Source organism: Pseudomonas sp. 2FG, assembly GCF_005502935.1.
GTDB lineage: Bacteria > Pseudomonadota > Gammaproteobacteria > Pseudomonadales > Pseudomonadaceae > Aquipseudomonas.
This window is the reverse complement of record NZ_SCMP01000025.1, coordinates 22,932-40,142: the sequence shown is the minus strand read 5'-3', so window position 1 is coordinate 40,142 and position 17,211 is coordinate 22,932. Positions and strand designations below refer to the sequence as shown.

The 17,211-nt window shown below is 63.3% G+C and carries 13 protein-coding genes; 10 read left to right on the top strand and 3 right to left on the bottom strand.

Features of this window, described 5'->3' with window-relative positions; genetic code table 11:
• Nucleotides 1-300 precede the first annotated feature (300 nt).
• The 3 genes from FFS13_RS18840 to FFS13_RS18830 are packed head-to-tail and all read left to right on the top strand — an operon-like array spanning nucleotide 301 to nucleotide 3,863.
• Nucleotides 301-960, top strand: coding sequence for a paraquat-inducible protein A (locus FFS13_RS18840; RefSeq protein ID WP_137820590.1), 660 nt, complete (start codon nucleotides 301-303; stop codon nucleotides 958-960).
• Nucleotides 947-1,570 (top strand): paraquat-inducible protein A, encoded by a 624-nt coding sequence (locus tag FFS13_RS18835; protein WP_137820589.1) that lies wholly within the window; start codon nucleotides 947-949, stop codon nucleotides 1,568-1,570. The genes FFS13_RS18840 and FFS13_RS18835 overlap by 14 nt, the downstream gene beginning before the upstream one ends.
• A complete protein-coding gene (locus FFS13_RS18830) occupies nucleotides 1,563-3,863 on the top strand; it encodes a PqiB family protein (protein WP_137820593.1) in 2,301 nt (766 codons plus the stop codon). Before FFS13_RS18835 ends, FFS13_RS18830 begins: the two co-directional genes overlap by 8 nt.
• 126 nt (nucleotides 3,864-3,989) lie before the next feature.
• Here FFS13_RS18830 and mksF read toward each other — a convergent pair whose 3' ends face one another.
• From mksF to mksB, 3 genes are read right to left on the bottom strand one after another with little or no spacing between them, the layout of a single operon-like run.
• A complete protein-coding gene (gene mksF, locus FFS13_RS18825; protein WP_137820588.1) occupies nucleotides 3,990-6,806 on the bottom strand; it encodes an Mks condensin complex protein MksF in 2,817 nt (938 codons plus the stop codon).
• Nucleotides 6,803-7,510, bottom strand: a complete 708-nt coding sequence (gene mksE, locus FFS13_RS18820) for an Mks condensin complex protein MksE (protein ID WP_137820587.1) — start codon at nucleotides 7,508-7,510, stop codon at nucleotides 6,803-6,805. Before mksE ends, mksF begins: the two co-directional genes overlap by 4 nt.
• Nucleotides 7,500-8,747 carry an Mks condensin complex protein MksB gene (gene mksB / locus FFS13_RS18815; RefSeq protein ID WP_137820586.1) on the bottom strand — a complete coding sequence of 416 codons (1,248 nt, stop codon included), beginning with the start codon at nucleotides 8,745-8,747 and terminating at the stop codon, nucleotides 7,500-7,502. Before mksB ends, mksE begins: the two co-directional genes overlap by 11 nt.
• Nucleotides 8,748-9,015: 268 nt before the next feature.
• Here mksB and FFS13_RS18810 point away from each other — a divergent pair, with 268 nt between their 5' ends.
• The 7 genes from FFS13_RS18810 (at nucleotide 9,016) to rimI (ending at nucleotide 17,040) form a co-directional block, all read left to right on the top strand.
• On the top strand, nucleotides 9,016-10,053 hold the full coding sequence (locus FFS13_RS18810) for a hypothetical protein (protein ID WP_137820585.1): 1,038 nt from the start codon (nucleotides 9,016-9,018) through the stop codon (nucleotides 10,051-10,053).
• Between the two features lie 2 nt (nucleotides 10,054-10,055).
• On the top strand, nucleotides 10,056-11,108 hold the full coding sequence (locus tag FFS13_RS18805; protein WP_371922969.1) for a hypothetical protein: 1,053 nt from the start codon (nucleotides 10,056-10,058) through the stop codon (nucleotides 11,106-11,108).
• Entirely contained in the window at nucleotides 11,098-11,706 is a 609-nt protein-coding gene (locus FFS13_RS18800) for a DUF6160 family protein (protein WP_256657949.1), read from the top strand. Before FFS13_RS18805 ends, FFS13_RS18800 begins: the two co-directional genes overlap by 11 nt.
• An 11-nt stretch (nucleotides 11,707-11,717) precedes the next feature.
• Nucleotides 11,718-14,042, top strand: a complete 2,325-nt coding sequence (locus FFS13_RS18795) for a DUF6160 family protein (protein WP_137820584.1) — start codon at nucleotides 11,718-11,720, stop codon at nucleotides 14,040-14,042.
• A 187-nt stretch (nucleotides 14,043-14,229) separates the two neighbouring features.
• Complete coding sequence (locus FFS13_RS18790; RefSeq protein WP_137820583.1) at nucleotides 14,230-15,780, top strand: 2-isopropylmalate synthase; 1,551 nt, start codon at nucleotides 14,230-14,232, stop codon at nucleotides 15,778-15,780.
• Complete coding sequence (locus FFS13_RS18785) at nucleotides 15,777-16,595, top strand: energy transducer TonB (protein WP_137820582.1); 819 nt, start codon at nucleotides 15,777-15,779, stop codon at nucleotides 16,593-16,595. Before FFS13_RS18790 ends, FFS13_RS18785 begins: the two co-directional genes overlap by 4 nt.
• A complete protein-coding gene (rimI, locus tag FFS13_RS18780) occupies nucleotides 16,588-17,040 on the top strand; it encodes a ribosomal protein S18-alanine N-acetyltransferase (protein ID WP_137820581.1) in 453 nt (150 codons plus the stop codon). The genes FFS13_RS18785 and rimI overlap by 8 nt, the downstream gene beginning before the upstream one ends.
• Nucleotides 17,041-17,211 lie beyond the last annotated feature (171 nt).

The following is a 17,211-nucleotide window of genomic DNA, read 5'->3' as shown; positions in this document are numbered from 1 at the left end:
TCGCCGATGGTAGTGTGGGGTCTCCCCATGTGAGAGTAGGTCATCGTCAAGCTTAAATTCCAAACCCCTCATTCGCGCAAGCGGGTGGGGGGTTTGTCTTTGCGCGCAAAAAAACAGGGCAGGGGTTTGGCGGAGGGGTAATCCCCCCATTTTTAATGCTTGTCAGAAGTAGAGGTCAGGCCCTGCCCGGAGCGGGCGAGGTGCTGGCCTGGAACTTCGAAGACCCGCTAAGAACGACAAATAGACAGATTCACAGCTCGCTCGTCTAAAATAAGCGCAAACCGCCCAGAGCCCTCGTTTATGCCTGCCCCGGCCGATTCCCGTGGATTGCCTGAATTGCCCCTGGAAGCGCTGGTGGCCTGCCACGAATGCGACCTGCTGATGCTCAAGCCGCAGTTGCAGAGTGGCGAAAGCGCCGAATGCCCGCGCTGCGGGTACGAGCTCTACAGGCATCGCCATCAGGTGGTGCGGCGCAGCCTGGCTCTGGTCATCGCGGCTTTGCTGCTCTATATCCCGGCGAATTTCCTGCCGATCATGCAACTCAATCTGTTGGGGCAGAGCTCTCAGGACACGGTCTGGAGTGGTGTGCTGGGCCTGTATGGCACCGGCATGCAGGGCATCGCGGTGGTGGTGTTTCTCTGCAGCATGGGGATTCCGCTGTTAAAACTGCTGTGTCAGCTTGCCGTGCTACTCAGTATCCGCTGGGATATCGGACGTGGTTATGGCTTGTTGCTCTACCGCATCTACCACCATCTGCGGGAGTGGGGGATGCTCGAGGTGTATCTGATGGGAGTCCTGGTGTCGATCGTCAAACTGATCGACCTGGCGGATCTCAGTCTGGGATTCGGCTTGGCGTGTTTTATTGGCTTGCTTTTGCTGCAGGTCTGGTTGGAGGTGACCATGTCGCCACACCAGATCTGGGAAGCTTTGTCGGGAGAGGATGCCCATGCGGGCCATTGATGCAGGCATCTTGATTTGCCCGGAATGCCATCAGCTAAATAGGCAAGAGCCGGGTTGCGCCAAGCAGTTCTGTACCCGCTGTGGTGGCTTGGTGCATGGGCGTCGGCCAAACAGCCTGGTACGGACCTGGGCGCTACTGGTCACTGCCGCGATTCTGTATATCCCGGCCAATCTGTTGCCGATCATGACTGTGAGCTCATTGGGCAAGGGCGAGCCGGACACTATCATGTCTGGGGTGATCACCCTGGTGCAGCTCGGTATGTGGCCCATCGCGGCGGTGGTCTTCGTTGCGAGCATTCTGGTGCCGACCTTCAAGCTGGTGGGCATCACCTTGCTGCTCTATTCGGTGCAACGGCATCTGCCGATGTCACCGCGCCAGCGCATGCTCATGTTCCGCTTTATCGAATGGATTGGCCGCTGGTCGATGCTGGATGTCTTTGTCATCGCGATCTTGGTGGCGTTGGTGAATTTCGGAAACCTGGCCACCATTGAGCCTGGTCATGGTGCTGTGGCTTTTGCCAGTGTGGTGGTGCTGACCATGCTGGCCGCCCTCACGTTTGACCCCCGCTTGATCTGGGATAACACGGAATCGGACGATGACTATGAGTGATCTGCCCACGGCGAAAACCCGTCCAGCCTCCAACTGGTCGGCCATCTGGGTCTTGCCATTGATTGCCTTGCTGATTGGTGGCTGGCTGGCATGGCGCGCCTATGACCAGGCCGGGGTCGACATTCAAATCATTTTCGCCACCGGTGACGGCATTCAGGCCGGCAAGACCGAGGTGATCCTCAAAGGCATGCCGGTCGGCAAGGTCAAGACCCTGGCCCTGGATGACAGCGGTGAGCAGCGCGGGGTGATCGCCACGGTCGAGATGGACAAGGACGTCGGGCAGTACCTGCGCAGCGGCACGCGCTTCTGGCTGGTCAAACCGAGCGTGACCCTGGCCGGGGTTACCGGTTTGGAAACCCTGGTGTCCGGCAACTATATCGCCGCCAGCCCGGGCGATGGCGAGCCGACTCGCAAGTACACGGCACTCACAGAAGCGCCGCCGCTCTCCGATAGTCTGCCCGGCTTGCATCTGACCCTGAAGGCCGATCGACTGGGTTCGCTGAATCGCGACAGCCCGGTGTTCTACAAGCAGATCCAGGTGGGTCGGGTGAAGAGCTATCTGCTCGCAGCGGATCAGAGCACCGTCGAGATCAAGGTGTTTATCGAACCGCTGTATGCGCCACTGGTGCGCAAACACACGCGCTTCTGGAACGCCAGCGGGATTACCGTCAACGCGGATCTGTCCGGCTTCAAGCTGCGCAGTGAGTCGCTGGCCAGTGTCGTTGCCGGGGGGATCGCCTTCGCTACGCCGGAGCACCGCAAGGACAGCCCGCCGACCGATTCGAGCCTGCCGTTTCGTCTTTACGAAGATTTCGATGCCGCGCAAGTGGGCATCAAGGTGCAGGTCAAGTTGACCGATTTCGAGGGCATGCAGCCGGGCCGCACACCGGTGATGTACAAGGGCACCCAGGTAGGCACCCTGAAGACCCTTGCGGTCAATGCGGATTTGGCCAGTGCCTCGGCGGAGCTGGCGCTCGATCCGCGCACCGAGGACTATCTGGTGGAGGGCACCGAGTTCTGGCTGGTCAAACCCTCGATCTCGCTGGCCGGGATCACCGGGTTGGAAGCCTTGGTCAAAGGCAACTACATCGCCGTGAGCCCCGGCGAGAAGGGCGCAGCACCGGCGCGGGAGTTCACCGCGCGGGCCAAGGCGCCGCCGCTGGATCTGAGCGCAGCGGGGCTGCACCTGGTGTTGTTCAGCGATGCCCTCGGCTCGTTGGAGGTCGGCAGCCCGATCCTCTATAAGCAGATCAAGGTCGGCTCGGTGCAGAGCTACCAGCTCTCCCGTGATCGCAAGCAAGTGGCCTTGGGTGTGCACATCGAACCGGAGTACGCCAACCTGGTGAACAGCTCGACGCGCTTCTGGAATGCCAGCGGCATCACCTTGACGGGCGGGCTGTCCGGCATCACGGTGAAAAGCGAGTCGCTGCAGAGCTTGCTGGCCGGCGGCATTACCTTCGAGACCCCGGATCCCAAGGCCGCAGCCACTAAACGGGTGCACCGCTTCAGCCTCCACTCTGATCGCGAGAGCGCGCTGCAGCAGGGTGTTAGCGTGCAGATTCGCGTCGACAGCGGCGACGGCCTGCGTCCGGGCACGCCGATCCGTTACAAGGGCCTGGATATCGGCAAGGTGGAAACCATCGAACTGACCGATGACCTGCAGGCGGTGTTGCTGAATGCGCGCATCACCGATAGCGCCGAGCGGGTGGCGCGTGCAGGCACGCAGTTCTGGGTGGTCAAACCGGTGCTCGGCCTGGTGCGCACGGCGAATCTGGAGACCCTGGTCAGCGGCCAATACTTGCAGGTGCAGCCGGCCACCAAGGCCGGTGCGCTGCAAACCCGCTTTATCGCTCTGGAGCAGCCGCCGACAGTCTCGGCGCGTGAAAGCGGTCTGAGCCTGGTCCTCAGCGCGCCCCGCCGTGGTTCGATCAAGCCGGGTGTGCCGGTGACCTACCGTGAGGTTGCGGTCGGCAAGGTGACCGGCTTCGAACTTGGCGCGACGGCGGATCGGGTGTTGATCCACATCCTCATCGAACCGCGCTACGCCATGTTGGTGCGCACCGGCAGCCGCTTCTGGAATGCCAGTGGCTTCGGGGTGGACTGGGGGCTGTTCAAGGGCGTGAAGGTGCGCACCGAGTCGGTTGAGACGCTGATCGAGGGTGGGATCGCCTTCGCCACCCCAGAGGGTGAGCAGATGGGCAGCCCAGCGAAGCCGGAGCAAACCTTCGCGCTGTTTGACGAGGCGAATGAAGAGTGGTTGAAGTGGGCACCGAAGATAGCGCTGGGCAAGTAAGCCCAAGCGCTAGCCCCCCTGAAACGCCAAGGGCCGCAGATGCGGGCCTTGGCGTTTTTGCAGCTAGTGCGGTTGCTTTAGATCGTTGTGCGGTTTGTGGTCGAGAGTTTCTGTGGCGTCCTGGGCTTAGGCCGGTTCGGCGACCCGCTCGTGCTTCGTCTCATGGCGGCGGATATATTTCCAGTCGGCCTCATCGATATAGATGCCGTTCGGCCCGCTGCCGCCTTCCAGGTCAATCGCCACATGGGCGCAAACCTGCGGTTTGACGCTGGCGAGGATCGGCACGAAGCCCAGTTGCAGGCTAGTTTCGATCAGTGCCTGCTGGTTGCGCTCATCGATATCCGCGGCTTCGTCGAGGTAATAAGGCAGGCGAATCCGCCCGGCCTGCTCGCGGTCCATCAGGTGCAGCAACAGGTACATGTTGGTCAGCGCCTTGATGGTCATGGTCGTGCCGTTGGAGGCGGCCCCGTCGATATCGGTGTGCACCACCGGCTGGCCGCCGACCTTGGTGATCTCGAAGGCCAGCTCGAACAGCTCCTTCAAGCCCAACTGGTTGTGGTTGGCCGCCACTAGCCGGGCGAGGTATTCCTTGGCTTCCTCGTTTTTCACATCCTGATCGGCCGACTGATTGAGGTCGAACACCGACAGCGTCTCGCCTTCCTCGTACTGGCCGGCGCTGTGGATGATCTGGTCGATGTGCCTGAGGGCGTCCTTGTTTGGTGCGAGAGTGATGCGAAAGCTTTCCAGGTTGGAGACCTGGCGGCGGTTGATCTCACGGTTGAACAGCGCCAACTGGTGTTCCAGGTTGTCGTAGTCGCTGCGGATGTTGCGCAGGGTGCGGGCGATGTCGGTCACCGCCGCGCGGCGCGCCTTGCCAAGGGTCAGCGCTTCGTCCTGGCGGTGCGCGTAGGCGTTGATCAGCAGCTGCAGGCGGCGTTCGACATCCTCTTCGTTATCGAACTTGGCCACGCCCTTGAGGCGGATCTGCGCGTACAGCGCGTCGATCTGGCCGTCGATGCGCTGCAGGCCTTGCCAGGCATCCTGATAGTCGTTGAGTAGCGGCAGCAGGTTATCCAGCGAGTCATCCACCGGGTCCATGAATGGCGTGCCGAAGGGCAGGTTGGCCGGTAGCAGCTGGCGGCGGCGCAGGGCGTCTTCCAGGGTCCGCTCCTTGGCTTCGAGGTCGGCCAGTTGCCGGCCGATCAGTTGCAGCTTGGCGGAAATCTGCTGGACGCGTTCGCTGAAGGCGTCACTGGAGCGCTTGAGTTCGTCCTGGGCGGCTTCCAGTTGGGCCAGCTGTTCGAGCTTCTCCGGTTCCTCGACCGCCAGGGTCTGGCTGCGGCGGAAGTCTTCCAGGGCCTTCTGCGCGTCCAACACCTGCCGATACAGGGTCTCGGCCTGGGCCTTGCTGGCGGCTCGGTCGGCGGCGACGGCTTGTTGGGCCTGCAGTTGCTTCAGCTCTTTTTCCAGGCGCTCCTTCTGCTCGCGCAGCGCAGCCCGGTCGGCCAAGGCTTGCAAGGCGGGCGGCTCGATGTGCGAGAGGTCGATGGACAGCCCGGGCACTTCGAAGCGCTCAGCCTTGAAGCCATCCAGCAGCGCTTCGAGGGATTTCACCCAGGTGCCATTGTCGTCCAGGGCAATCCCGTGTTCGCCGAGCGGCAGGCTGAACAGCGCGCCGTTGAACAGACGCATCAGGCGTTCCAGATCCTGCTGGGTGAACTCTTCACGCAGGCGGGCGTAGCTGTTGTTGTCGGCGTGCTCGAGCTGCTGCTTCACCGACTTCAGACGTTTTCCCAGCTCACGCAGGCGCTCATCGAGGTCCTCGGCGGAGAACTGCCGGGATTGCGCCAGGGCGCCCGCCAACTCGTCGTGGGCGTCCTTGGCGGCCAGCAGTTGCTGTTCCAGCACCTGCGGATTTTCCACCAGGGCGAAGCGGTTGTTCAGCACCGACAGCTCGCCAAGCCAGCGCTGGATCTCGCTGATTTCGCGTTCCAGACGCATCAGCTCCTGGGTGCCGCCCCGTTGTTCGTGCTGCAGGCCATCCTGTTCGGCGCGGTAGTGTTCGGCCTGGATCAGCAGCTCTTCGCGGCGGGCGCCGGCGTAGTCCTGCCAGGTGCCGAGCAAGGCATCGAGCAGCGGCGAGATGCGCTGCAGCTTGCCGCGCAGCCGTTCGCGCTGGGCCACGCCGGCGGCCAGGGCCTCGACCAGCGGCCCGGCGGCGACCAGGGCCTGGTAGTCCTGCTCCATGCGCCGCACATCGCGGAAGGCTTCTTCGCAGGCGGCGATGTAATCGACGCTAGCGGAACGCAGGCTGTGCTCGAAGGCATCGAGGAACAGCTGCTTGAGTTTGGCCGCGGTGATCTCGCGCATGTGCAGCAGGTTGATGAACAGCGCGCGGAAGGTCTTCAGGCTCTGCTCGCTGGTGGAGCGCAGCGGGATCAGAGTCAAATCCAGCGGAATCGAGGTATGCCCGCCGACCAGCAGGCGCCGCAGCTCTTCCGGTTTCAGCTCGTAGGCCTTGATGTGTTCCCGTTCGAGGTTGGCGAACAGCTCGCGTTGGCGCAGGCAGGTGCCGTTTTTCTGGTAGTGGCTCAGCTGCAGTTCGCCGGCATAGGCGAAGAACTGGTGACCGAAGCCGCCACCCGGGCCGCGCCCGGCGACGCCTATCACATGCGGGCCGTGGGGCAGGGCGACTTCCACCAGGATGTAACTGGTGTCGCTGGCGAAGTAGAACTTGCGCGACTGCTCCAGGCTGTATTTGCCGAAGCTCATGTCCGACATGCGCGCCAGAATCGGGAATTGCAGGGCGTTGATCGAGGCGCTCTTGCCCAGGTTGTTGGCGCCATACACCGACAGCGGCTGCTCCAGCGGGAACAGCCCGAGGCTGTAACCCGCGGTATTCAGCAGGGCGAAGCGGCGGATGCCGTAGCGTTCCTGGCTCATGCTTCAACCTCCTGGTGGGCGCGTTCTTCGGCCATGGCGCGGGCCAGCGCCTGCTCTTCGGATTCGTAGACAGCAGTTTCGGTTTCGTCGGATTCGATCAGCAGAATCTCGTCGCCACTGTCGTCATCCAGCAATACCGGGGTCGGTAGCGGCAGCGCGCTGTGCAGGCTGGCGGCGAGGTCGCGGTCCTGCTGCACGGACAGGCAGACGTCGAGGAAGCGGTGCATCGGCGGCAGGAAGCGGTAGATGCCATTTTCATCAAAGGCAAAGCCCAGTTGCGTCATGCGGCGCATGACCTTTTCTTCCAGTTCTTCCTGGGTCTGCACTTCGGCCTGGAGGAACAGGTCGCGGTATTTCTCCAGCAGCGGCGGCAGTTCATCGCGACCGAGGCTGCCGCCATCCAGTACGGCCAGCGGGTCGCGGCCCTGATCGGCGAGGTGCTCGACCAGGATGAAGGTGAACAACGCCAGGCGCTGGGCGGTCTTGTTGACCTGCGCGCCCATCTGTTCGGGGACGAAGTAGTAGAAGCCGCGGCTGTCGCAGACCAGCTCGAAACCCAGGGCCTTGAACAGTGCGCGGTATTGGTCCTGCAGGTTCGACAACTGGCTGTAGAGCTCGGCGTCGCGGCGGCTGACGTGGTAGCCCTTGAACAGCTCGCGGAAGATCGGTGCCAGCTGGCTCAGTTCGGAGAGATCAAGATGCATGGGATTCGGTCTTCAACAGGGCGAAGGAGCACAGGCTGACCCGATGCTCGGCGCTGAGGTAGTCGCGGCGCTGCAGGCGCTCGCGTTGGAAGCGGCTGTCGCGCGACAACCGCGAGAACCAGTAGAGCAATTCGTCGGTCGCGCCCACCGGTTCCTGCTCCAGCAGCCAGAGCATCAGGTCCGGCAGCGGCAGGGCGCTCTGGCAGCGCTCGAGCATTTCCCGGGCGGTGCGCGGTGCCGGCGGCGGCTCGCCTTTGCGGGTGCCGCTGGCCTTGGGGAACTGGGTCGGTTGCGGCTCGAAGCGCGCCAGGGCGTAGACGTAGGCTTCGACCTGGCTGGCACTGCCGAGGAAGGTGCTTTGTGGCCGGCTAAACAGCGGTAACGCGGTCTGCGGCACGGCATCCAGACCTTTGCGGCGGATCGCGGCGAGGGCCAGGGCCGCGCCACGGGTGACGGCGTTGTGCCGGCGCGCTTCCTCGCGTAGCGGCAGCAGCAGTTCGCGGGCGCGGCGCAGGGTCAGCTGGGCGGTGGTCTGCATCTCGAGGATGCGCGCGTGGGTGCGCAGCAGCAGGTCGTCGTCCACCAGTTGCCCCAGGCGCTGCTGGTCACCGAGCAGTTTCAGCAACACCTGTTCGACCCGCCGCACGCCTTGCTCGAAGGCGCCGTCGGCGTTGACCAACTGGATCATCGGTTCGACGTACTCGTCCCAGGTCGCCAGCACCTCGGCATAGCGCTGGCGCAGCGGGATCTGCCGGTCGCTGGTCTTGGCCCGCTCGGCCACACCGACCAGCGCCTGCTCGTCGTTGGCCAGCTTCTTCAGCACGTCGCGCACGCGCATATCCAGCAGCCGCAGCTGGCGGGCCAGGTCGCTGGCGTCGCGGATCTCGAAGGCGTCCTGGATATAGCCGGCCAAACGCTCCAGATGGCGCAGGTAGGCCTCGATTTCCAGGCACAGCCCCAGGCGGTGTTCACGCCGCAGGTAGGCGAGGAAGTCGTGGATCTGTGCATTCAGCTCGAAACGGTTCGGGCTTTTCGCCACCGGCACCAGGATGTCCAGACGAATCCAGGTGTCGAGCAGGCCGGTGATATCCGCCGGGCTGCTGTCCGCTAGCTGCCCGCCGAGCTGGCCGCGCAACTCGATCAGGCTCAGGGTGCCTTGGTCGAAGCGCTCGCACAGCGGCTCAAGCAAGGTCCAGTGTTCGGCGAGGGCGCGCAATACGCGCTTGGGTTCGATCATCTCAGGGCCGGGGTTTGCCAGTGCGGAAAAAAGAGGCCGGATTGTACTGCATCAGCCGCGCAGCGCTTCACCCCTGCTGATCGGAGGGCAGCTGTTACACCCTTGTGGCAATGGGTAACAGCCGCTCGTCACCGCCGCCGGTCTGGGCAACTCCTTGGCGCGCGTTTCTCGACTATGGGTCGGGCCGTTCCGCTCGCGAGCTTCTTATAGTGGCAGCCTGGGTTTAAGCCGTCAGCGCTTGGCCGTCATAAGCACAAAGGAACTCGCCATGCGTCCGACCTTGCGTCTCGCCAAACTGCTCCTCGCCGGGCTGTGCGCCAGCCTGCTCACGGCGCCTGCGCAGGCCGCGCTGGTCGAGATGGCGGACGGCGAGTTGTCGGAGGTGACCGGGCAGGCCTTTCTCAACCTGACGACTGACGCCTATAACGGGATGAACTTCACCCGGCTTAATTTCGGCATGGATGTGGCGGCCCAGCTGAATATCAAGAAGCTGCAACTGGGGCTCTATCCACGCTCAGGTGAGACGGCCGGCACGGCGGATGTCGATATCAGTAATTTCGCCTTGGGTTCGGTCAATGATGCGACCGGGCAGGTCAACCCCTTTCTGATCAAGAACCCTTTCCTCGAGCTGGCCTATCAGGGCAACAAGGTGGTGGGTATGCGTCTGGGGTTTGCCGAGGCCCAGGGCCATATGTCCGGCGATATCAACCGGGTTACCGGCAATATCGCGGTAGACCTCTACGGTAAAGGCAGCTATTTAGCGACGCAGATGAGCTGTGCCTGGTGGGACGCTACCTGTGGCATTGCGAAGTCGCTGGTGGGCGGCGCCTATGCCAACAGCGACTTCAGTGCTCAGGCGCAATTGGTGAACAGTGGTGGCGACCCTGACCCAGTGCGGGCGACTATGATCGGCATGGTCGATGGGCAGAAGCTGTCGATCCCAGGGGGGTCTGGCTTCGATAACTTTCTGCTTAGCCTGTTCTCTTCCAGCAACTGCAGTCTATTGAGCACTACCACCTGCTTCCCCCTGAGTAATTACGGTTCCTTCCCGATTGGCAAAATCGATACGGCGAGTCAGCAATTCACCCAGACGGCAAAAGGCGTGTTTCTCTCGATGCAGACGCAGGATCTGCAATGGCGCGATCAGCAGGATGCAGCCAAGTTCATTACCGCCTTGGCCGGCGCCTTTATGAACCTACCGCGCAATGCCGATGGGACTGCGGCCATTACCACCAGTTTCCAAGAGGCCTTCAACGGTATTCCGCGGGTGGACACCTGCTTCGGCACTGCGACCAAGGGCTGCTGAGCATGCGCCGTCTGCTGCCGCTATTGGGATTGGGGCTGGGATTGCTGAGTGTCGCCAGCGTCCGGGCCGAGATGGTTGCCCTGGAAGACAACGAAATGTCGGCCGTGCAAGGCGCGGGTTTCGGCATAGTGCTGGAGGAGATCTTGCTGGATGCCAGCCAGTCCACTATCACCATCAATGACATCACCAACGCTAGCGGGCAAAACGTCCCCATCTCGGTGAAAGAGTTCTACTTGGGCGCGGCGGGCAGTAACAAAGGGGCAAACCTCAACCCGGTGAGCATTGGCCGTTTAGGCTCGCCATTTACCCTGAATCTGGCCAAGGGTGAGGCGCTACGCAGTTTGCGTGATGACGGGCAGTTTGTGCAGACCACACCAAGCAATGTTGCGGTGCTCGAGTTGGCATTCCCCGAACGCCTGACGACCGGCGGGCAAGCCTGTATCGCCGGGTTCGCGGCCGCTGGCAGCAACTGCTCCAGCCGCGCCGCGGAAAAAGTCGACCTGGGTGTGCGCTTTGACTTTCAGGTCGCGGCCGGGCGTACCGATGTGATCAATATCGATATCACCGAGTTGGCGATGGATGGTTCTTACCTGCGCCTGTGGGGGGACAGCGCCCGGGCGCAGTTGGTCAGCGAGGCTCGCCTGAATCTCTTCGCGAAAACGTTCGACATCATGTCCTGTGCGGCAGGGGCACCAAACTGCGTATCTGCGGCCGAGCAGGCGGCGCGCAGCATCTACCTGACCAATGCTTACGCCAATGTCGCGTTCGGTTATGGCAAGACCCAGCCGCTGCTGTTCGATGTCAGCAGCAATGGTCAATTCGTTCTGGAGTTACCCAATCCGCTCGCGGGTGCTGCTACCGCTGCCGAACGCACCAGCCGGGCGACTGACTTTTACGCCAATGCCCCACGCACCCACGTGCTGGTGGATAACCTCAACTTTGGCGGCACGCGCCCAGGCGCCGGGCAGGTTCCGAGCGGTGGCTACAACTTCGGCCGCAATGAAATCTCCGGGATGAGCTTCAACTACCTGAAGGTGACCAGCCGTGACCTCTAATCTGTGGCTGCTGGGGCTCTTGGCGCTGCTGGCGGGTTCGGCACAGGCCGAGTTGCAGCCGTTGGCGGATACCTCGCTGAGCGACGTGAATGGCCAGGGCGGGGTGTACCTGTCGGGTGAGTTCAGCATCAACAAGGATGGTGGCGTGCTTTGGAGCAAGCCGGCGAGTAACACCCCGAGCACCTGGACCGTTGGCGAGCGCAGCTGTGCGACCCTGGGCGCCAGCACGCCAGAAAACTGCGGCATGCGCCTGGCGATTCGCTCCGCGGCGTCCGGCGGCTGGTATGTGCTGGACAATATCAAGGGCATCTTCAGCTTCGAAGGCCTGACCCTGCGCACCCGGGTGATCAACGCCGGTTTCAATGGCGACGGCACGGCCTTCAATCAGGATGTGTTGGAGTTCGGCTTGCCCAACGAGGTCAAGTTCAAGGACGGCAGCTTCGCCTTCGCCGTGGCCAACCAGGGCGGCTGGCGCAACAAGTCCGGCAGCGTCGCCAATGGCGGCGACCCCGGCTATCAGCAAACCAATATCTTCTCGGCCAAAGTCGACGGCACTATCCGCATGCAGGGCAATGTCCTGGTGTTTCCAAAGAACTGAGAGGGCTGCCGATGCGTCGTTACTTGCTGTTGTTGCCCGTTGTGCTCAGCCCGCTGGCGCAGGCCCTGCAGGCGCTGGATGACGCCTCGTTGGCGGGGGTTAGCGGGCAGAACGGCATCAGCCTGGAAACCACTGGCGGCGGCTGGTCGGCCGCGAGCGTGAATTACAGCCAGGATGGCCAGACCCTCAGCCTCAAGGATGCCAGCAGCCGGCCGCAAACTGGCTCGGCGGTCTCCACCAGCACCATCGATGTGCTGGGTGAGCAGTTACAGATCGAACACGGCTCCAGCCCGTCGGTATTGAGCGTCGACAGCATCGAAATGGCCGGCAGCAACAACAGCTTCGGTAACTTTCGCGCCTTCTATACCCTGGGGGCCAGCCTGAAGCTAAAAGGCGGCGACACCAGCGGTGTGAGTGGCTTTGCCGTGGATGGCAGCCGGCTGTCGCTGGCGGATGTGACCTTCTACTACCGCGACAACGGCTTCGACCTGATCGTCAAGGGTATGTCCTTCGATACCTACCTGAATAACGCCTACGTCGATATCGTCAGCGGCGGCAGCGGCACGGAGGTCAAGCTGGATCTGGGCAGCTCGCGCTTTGTCGCCGCGATCGCCGGCATCGGCCTGGATCTGGCCCACGGCGACCCGACGGCGGGGGTGGCGGTGACGCCGAGCACGCCGGATAGCCGCGACCCCAACGCCAGCCGCAGCTTCGGCAAACTCAATATGGACCTGCACCTGGGCGGCAGCATCAGCATCGGCAGTGGCGGCGCCAGCGGTGAAGGGTTGCGGATCAAACCCAACGTGACCATCGGCAGCAGCCTGTTCCAGTACCAAGATGAGGGCGTGCTGCGGGCCGAGAACTTTGCCGGCACGCTGAGCAGCACTTCCGGCCTGACCCTTGACCTGGAGCAGGATGGCGCTGTCAGTTACGCGAAGATTGCCTTCCAGGACCTCAAACTGAATACCACCCTGGGCGGCCTGATCATGGGCAATCCGGCGAATCAGAAGCTCGGCAGTCTGGCGTTTGACCTCAACTTTATTGATCAGGGCAGCAAGCAGAACTGGCTGAAACTGCGTGCCGGCGGCACTTCCAACTCCGGCCTGAGTGGTCTCAGTGCCGACCTCAGCTGGAACCTGGCCAACAGCTCGGTATCCCTGACCGATAACGGCAACAGCCTGTGGTTCAGCGGCCTGCGTACCAACGGTACGGGGCAGTTCAGTCTCGATCTGAGCAAAAGCTGCGCCGCCGGCGTCAGTCCCGGCTGCTATGCCGGTAGCCAGAGCGACATGAGCAAAGGCACTTACAACGGTCATTTCGACGGCCTGCGCCTGGGCATGAGCAATGTCAACGGCAGCTACAGCTTCGATGGTTTGCGGGTCGGCTCGGCCAGCGCGCCGCTGCAGGGCGGCACCGAACTGCTGGTGCTGATGGAAATCTTCCCGGCCTACGACTTCACCCTGAATGGCCAATTGACGATCCAGCCGGGTGGTTCGGTGGGGGATGGTCTGCGCTACAACGCCGATTTCTATGTCAGCGAGGCGCGCGCGGCGATTACCGTGGATGAAGCCGGCAAGGGCCTGTGGCTCTCCGGCACCAGCTACGACATGCACTTTCGCGATGGCTCGCTGGACATCAGCAACAACGGGGTCGAGCTGCGCAAAGGCACCTACTGGTCGAGGCTGGACGTCGCCGACCTGCGCTGGGGTGACCGAGTCGTCGGTACCAGCCTGGGTCGCATCATGCTCCAACGCTACGAGCAGGGCTCGACTCTGGCCATTAGCTCCGGGGGCGCCGGGGCGCTCTGTGTCGGTGGCAGCGGCAGCAGTGCGGGCGCCTGCGCCAGCAGCGGCGGGCGCTGGGAAGACCGCGGCAACGAAGGCGTCTCGGTCAAGCTGAAGAACGTGTTTGTCCGCGACAGCAGTATCGAAAGCTCGGTCAATGGCGTGGCGACCGATGAGAAGCGCAACCAGATCCTCTGGGAAACCAACCGCAGTGGCGGCAATGGCACGGGCAGCCAGTTGGTGATCGACAACTTCTCGACCTCCGACGGCGACCCGAACAACCCCAACGCCAATACCTATGGCTTCAACGCCGACCTCAACCTCGATGTGGCGCCGACCAAGGTCAAGATCAAAAGCGGTGCCAACGCCGGCAGCACGGTCACGCCGGACCCACTGGGCTTCGCCGTGAACGGGCGCATCCACTTCAAGGAAATCAACGTCGAGCGCCTGCAGAACGTGCATCCCACGGGTGGCGCGGTGACGGCGATGTACGGCATCAAGGCGCAGAATGCCGATATCCGTACCAATCTGACCGCCACCCCGATCAACTGACCGGCTGCGTTACTCTGTGGGGTAATGCAGCCGGCAGCCTGGCGCTAAACACCGTTCGGTGTCGTCGCCCTTCCCGCACGCCGCGTTTCAAGCCACAATTCCGCTATTCGGTGCCGTCGCCACGAGCGTTGCGGCGCCATAGCCAGTGCCTCGGCCGCATCCCCGGTGGGGCCGTGAGGAGTCCGACATGAGCAGCAACGACCGCGTCATCATTTTCGACACCACCCTGCGCGACGGCGAGCAGAGCCCGGGCGCTTCCATGACCAAGGAAGAGAAGCTGCGGATCGCCAAGGCGCTGGAGCGGATGCGTGTCGATGTGATCGAGGCGGGCTTCGCGATTGCCAGCCCGGGCGACTTCGAGGCGGTCAAGGCGATTGCCGATACCATCAAGGACAGCACCGTCTGCAGCCTGTCGCGCGCGGTGGATGGCGATATCGACCGCGCCGCCGAGGCGCTGGCCGGGGCCAACTCCGGGCGTATCCACACCTTCCTGGCCACCAGCCCGATCCATATGCAATACAAGCTGCGCATGCAGCCGGATCAGGTGGTCGAGCAGGCGGTCAAGGCGGTCAAGCGCGCGCGCAACCTCTGCGCCGATGTGGAGTTCTCCTGCGAGGACGCCGGCCGTTCGGAGATCGACTTCCTCTGCCGCATCATCGAAGCCGCCATCGACGCCGGCGCGCGCACCATCAACATTCCCGACACCGTCGGCTACGCGATTCCGCACCAATACGCGGAAACCATCCGCCAGTTGCTCAATCGCGTTCCCAACGCCGACAAGGCGGTGTTCTCGGTGCACTGCCATAACGACCTCGGCCTGGCCGTGGCCAACTCGCTAGCCGCCGTGGTCGCCGGTGCGCGGCAGGTGGAGTGCACCATCAACGGTCTCGGCGAGCGTGCCGGTAACGCCGCGCTGGAAGAGATCGTCATGGCGATCAAGACCCGCGCCGACCTGCTGAACGTCTACACCAATATCGACACCCCGCACATTCTCAGCACCTCGCGGCTGGTGTCCGGCATCACCGGTTTCCCGGTGCAGCCGAACAAGGCCATAGTCGGCGCCAACGCCTTCGCCCACGAGTCCGGCATCCACCAGGACGGCGTGCTCAAACACCGCGAAACCTACGAAATCATGTCCGCCCAGTCGGTCGGCTGGCACACCAACAAGATGGTGTTGGGCAAGCACTCCGGGCGCAATGCGTTCCGCACCCGCCTGGAGGAGTTGGGCATCCAGTTGGCCGGCGAGGCCGAGCTGAACGCCGCCTTCGCACGCTTCAAGGAACTGGCCGACAAGAAGCACGAGATCTTCGATGAGGACCTGCAGGCGCTGGTCTCCGACACTTTGGCCGACGAGGCGCCGGAACACTTCAAGCTGGTCTATCTGGAAGTGGCGAGCAAAACCGGCGAAGTGCCGCACGCCACGCTGGTGATCAGCGTCGCCGGCCAGGAGCAGAGCGTCGGTGCCGAGGGTTCCGGTCCGGTCGATGCGACGTTCAAGGCGATCGAATCCATCGCCAACTCCGAGGCCAACTTGCAGTTGTATTCGGTCAATGCCATCACCCAGGGCACCGACTCCCAGGGCGAGGTCACCGTACGCCTGGAGAAGGGCGGGCGGATCGTCAACGGCAACGGTGCCGACACCGACATTCTGGTGGCCTCGGCCAAGGCCTATATCAACGCCCTGAACCTGATGCAGGCCGGCGGCTCGAAGGCGCATCCGCAGGTGGCAGGCGTTTGATTCCGGAACTGCGGCGGCGGGCTTACCTGAGCGCCATGCAGGTTGCCAACTGGCTGCCGCGGATGGCGTTGCCTTTTGCCGCAGCGTCACGCCCGGAGCTGCTGGCCCCGCTTGAGCCGGCGCTTGAAGTGCCGGAGGTCGAGGCCGTAGCGCCGGTGGCGACCGCGGTTGCCCCGGCAGCGGCGGTCGAGCGCCCGCTAGAGCGGCCGCAGGTCGAGGTACCGCGACCCAGCGCCGCACCTCGGGTCAGCGCCAAGCCGCAAGCGCCTGTCGAGGCTGAGCCCGCGCCGACGCCGGCCAAGCCCGCTCCTCAACCGCCACCGCGCTTTGTCCTGCAACTGCTGCGTGCCGGGCAATGCGTGCTGCTGGTCGAATTGCCCACTGGCGAACCTTTTACCTCCCGTGATCCGGCCTACCTGCTGCTCAAAGACCTGCTGCGCGCCGCGGGTCTGCCGGACAGCCCGCAGTTGATCGGTGAGCCGGTGCGCTGGCCGCTGCTGGTGCGCGGTAACCTGGATCAGGGCCCGCAAGCCGCCATGGAGTATGTGCAGGGCTTTATCTCGGCGCGCCTGGAAGAAGAGAGCGCCTGCGCCTGCCTCTGGCTAGTCGGCCTGCCGGCCGTACGCTTTGCCGGCGAGGCGGATGCCGAGGCCTATAACCGCGAACTGCAGATCGATGGCCTCGGCAGCGCCTGGGCCTTGCCGGGGCTGGAGCTGTTGATGGACGAGCCGATCCGCAAGGGCGAGCTGTGGCAAGCCATGCGTCGAGTGATGCGCCGTTGGCAACAGCCGCAAGTAGAGTCTACGAATGAGTGATGCCGTAACCTTCCGCCCGATGACCGAGGCGGATTTGGACGCCGTACTGCAGATCGAGTGCGCCGCCTTCAGCCACCCTTGGACTCGGGGCATCTTCGAGGATGGCCTGAAGTCCTATGACTGCTGGCTGATGTTCGAAGGCGAGCAGCAAGTCGGCCACGGCGTGATCAATGTGATCATCGATGAGGCGCACCTGCTGAACATCACCGTCGCCCCGCAAAGCCAGGGCCGCGGCTTTGGCCTGCTGCTGCTGGAGCGCTTGATGCAGCGCGCCTGCGAGCTGAAAGCGGGCGAGTGCTTCCTCGAAGTGCGCGCCAGTAATCAGGCCGCCTACCGCCTGTATGAGCGCTACGGCTTCAACGAAATCGGCCGTCGTCGCGACTACTACCCCGCTGCGGGTGGGCGCGAGGATGCGCTGGTGATGGCCTGCACCCTGTTCGACTGAAGGGCTCCTCGCACGCCAGGCCTCGGTCTCTCCATCGGAGCGGTAACCGCTCGGTCGGTTGTATTTTGCCGGCAGCGAGAGGGCGACCCGCTGGGAGGGCTATTTCGACGGCGCAGTAGCGACGGCCGAGCCTGCGCGAGCACAAGTGCTGCCCAACTGACCCGATTGGCT

What these genes read in the sequence shown, in the direction of transcription:
- mksE (WP_137820587.1), bottom strand. Translation starts at nt 7,510, where the DNA reads ATGCATCTTGATCTCTCCGAACTGAGCCAGCTGGCACCGATCTTCCGC.
- FFS13_RS18795 (WP_137820584.1), top strand. Translation starts at nt 11,718, where the DNA reads ATGCGTCGTTACTTGCTGTTGTTGCCCGTTGTGCTCAGCCCGCTGGCG.
- FFS13_RS18840 (WP_137820590.1), top strand. Translation starts at nt 301, where the DNA reads ATGCCTGCCCCGGCCGATTCCCGTGGATTGCCTGAATTGCCCCTGGAA.
- FFS13_RS18805 (WP_371922969.1), top strand. Translation starts at nt 10,056, where the DNA reads ATGCGCCGTCTGCTGCCGCTATTGGGATTGGGGCTGGGATTGCTGAGT.
- mksF (WP_137820588.1), bottom strand. Translation starts at nt 6,806, where the DNA reads ATGAGCCAGGAACGCTACGGCATCCGCCGCTTCGCCCTGCTGAATACC.
- FFS13_RS18830 (WP_137820593.1), top strand. Translation starts at nt 1,563, where the DNA reads ATGAGTGATCTGCCCACGGCGAAAACCCGTCCAGCCTCCAACTGGTCG.
- FFS13_RS18835 (WP_137820589.1), top strand. Translation starts at nt 947, where the DNA reads ATGCGGGCCATTGATGCAGGCATCTTGATTTGCCCGGAATGCCATCAG.
- FFS13_RS18810 (WP_137820585.1), top strand. Translation starts at nt 9,016, where the DNA reads ATGCGTCCGACCTTGCGTCTCGCCAAACTGCTCCTCGCCGGGCTGTGC.
- rimI (WP_137820581.1), top strand. Translation starts at nt 16,588, where the DNA reads ATGAGTGATGCCGTAACCTTCCGCCCGATGACCGAGGCGGATTTGGAC.
- mksB (WP_137820586.1), bottom strand. Translation starts at nt 8,747, where the DNA reads ATGATCGAACCCAAGCGCGTATTGCGCGCCCTCGCCGAACACTGGACC.
- FFS13_RS18790 (WP_137820583.1), top strand. Translation starts at nt 14,230, where the DNA reads ATGAGCAGCAACGACCGCGTCATCATTTTCGACACCACCCTGCGCGAC.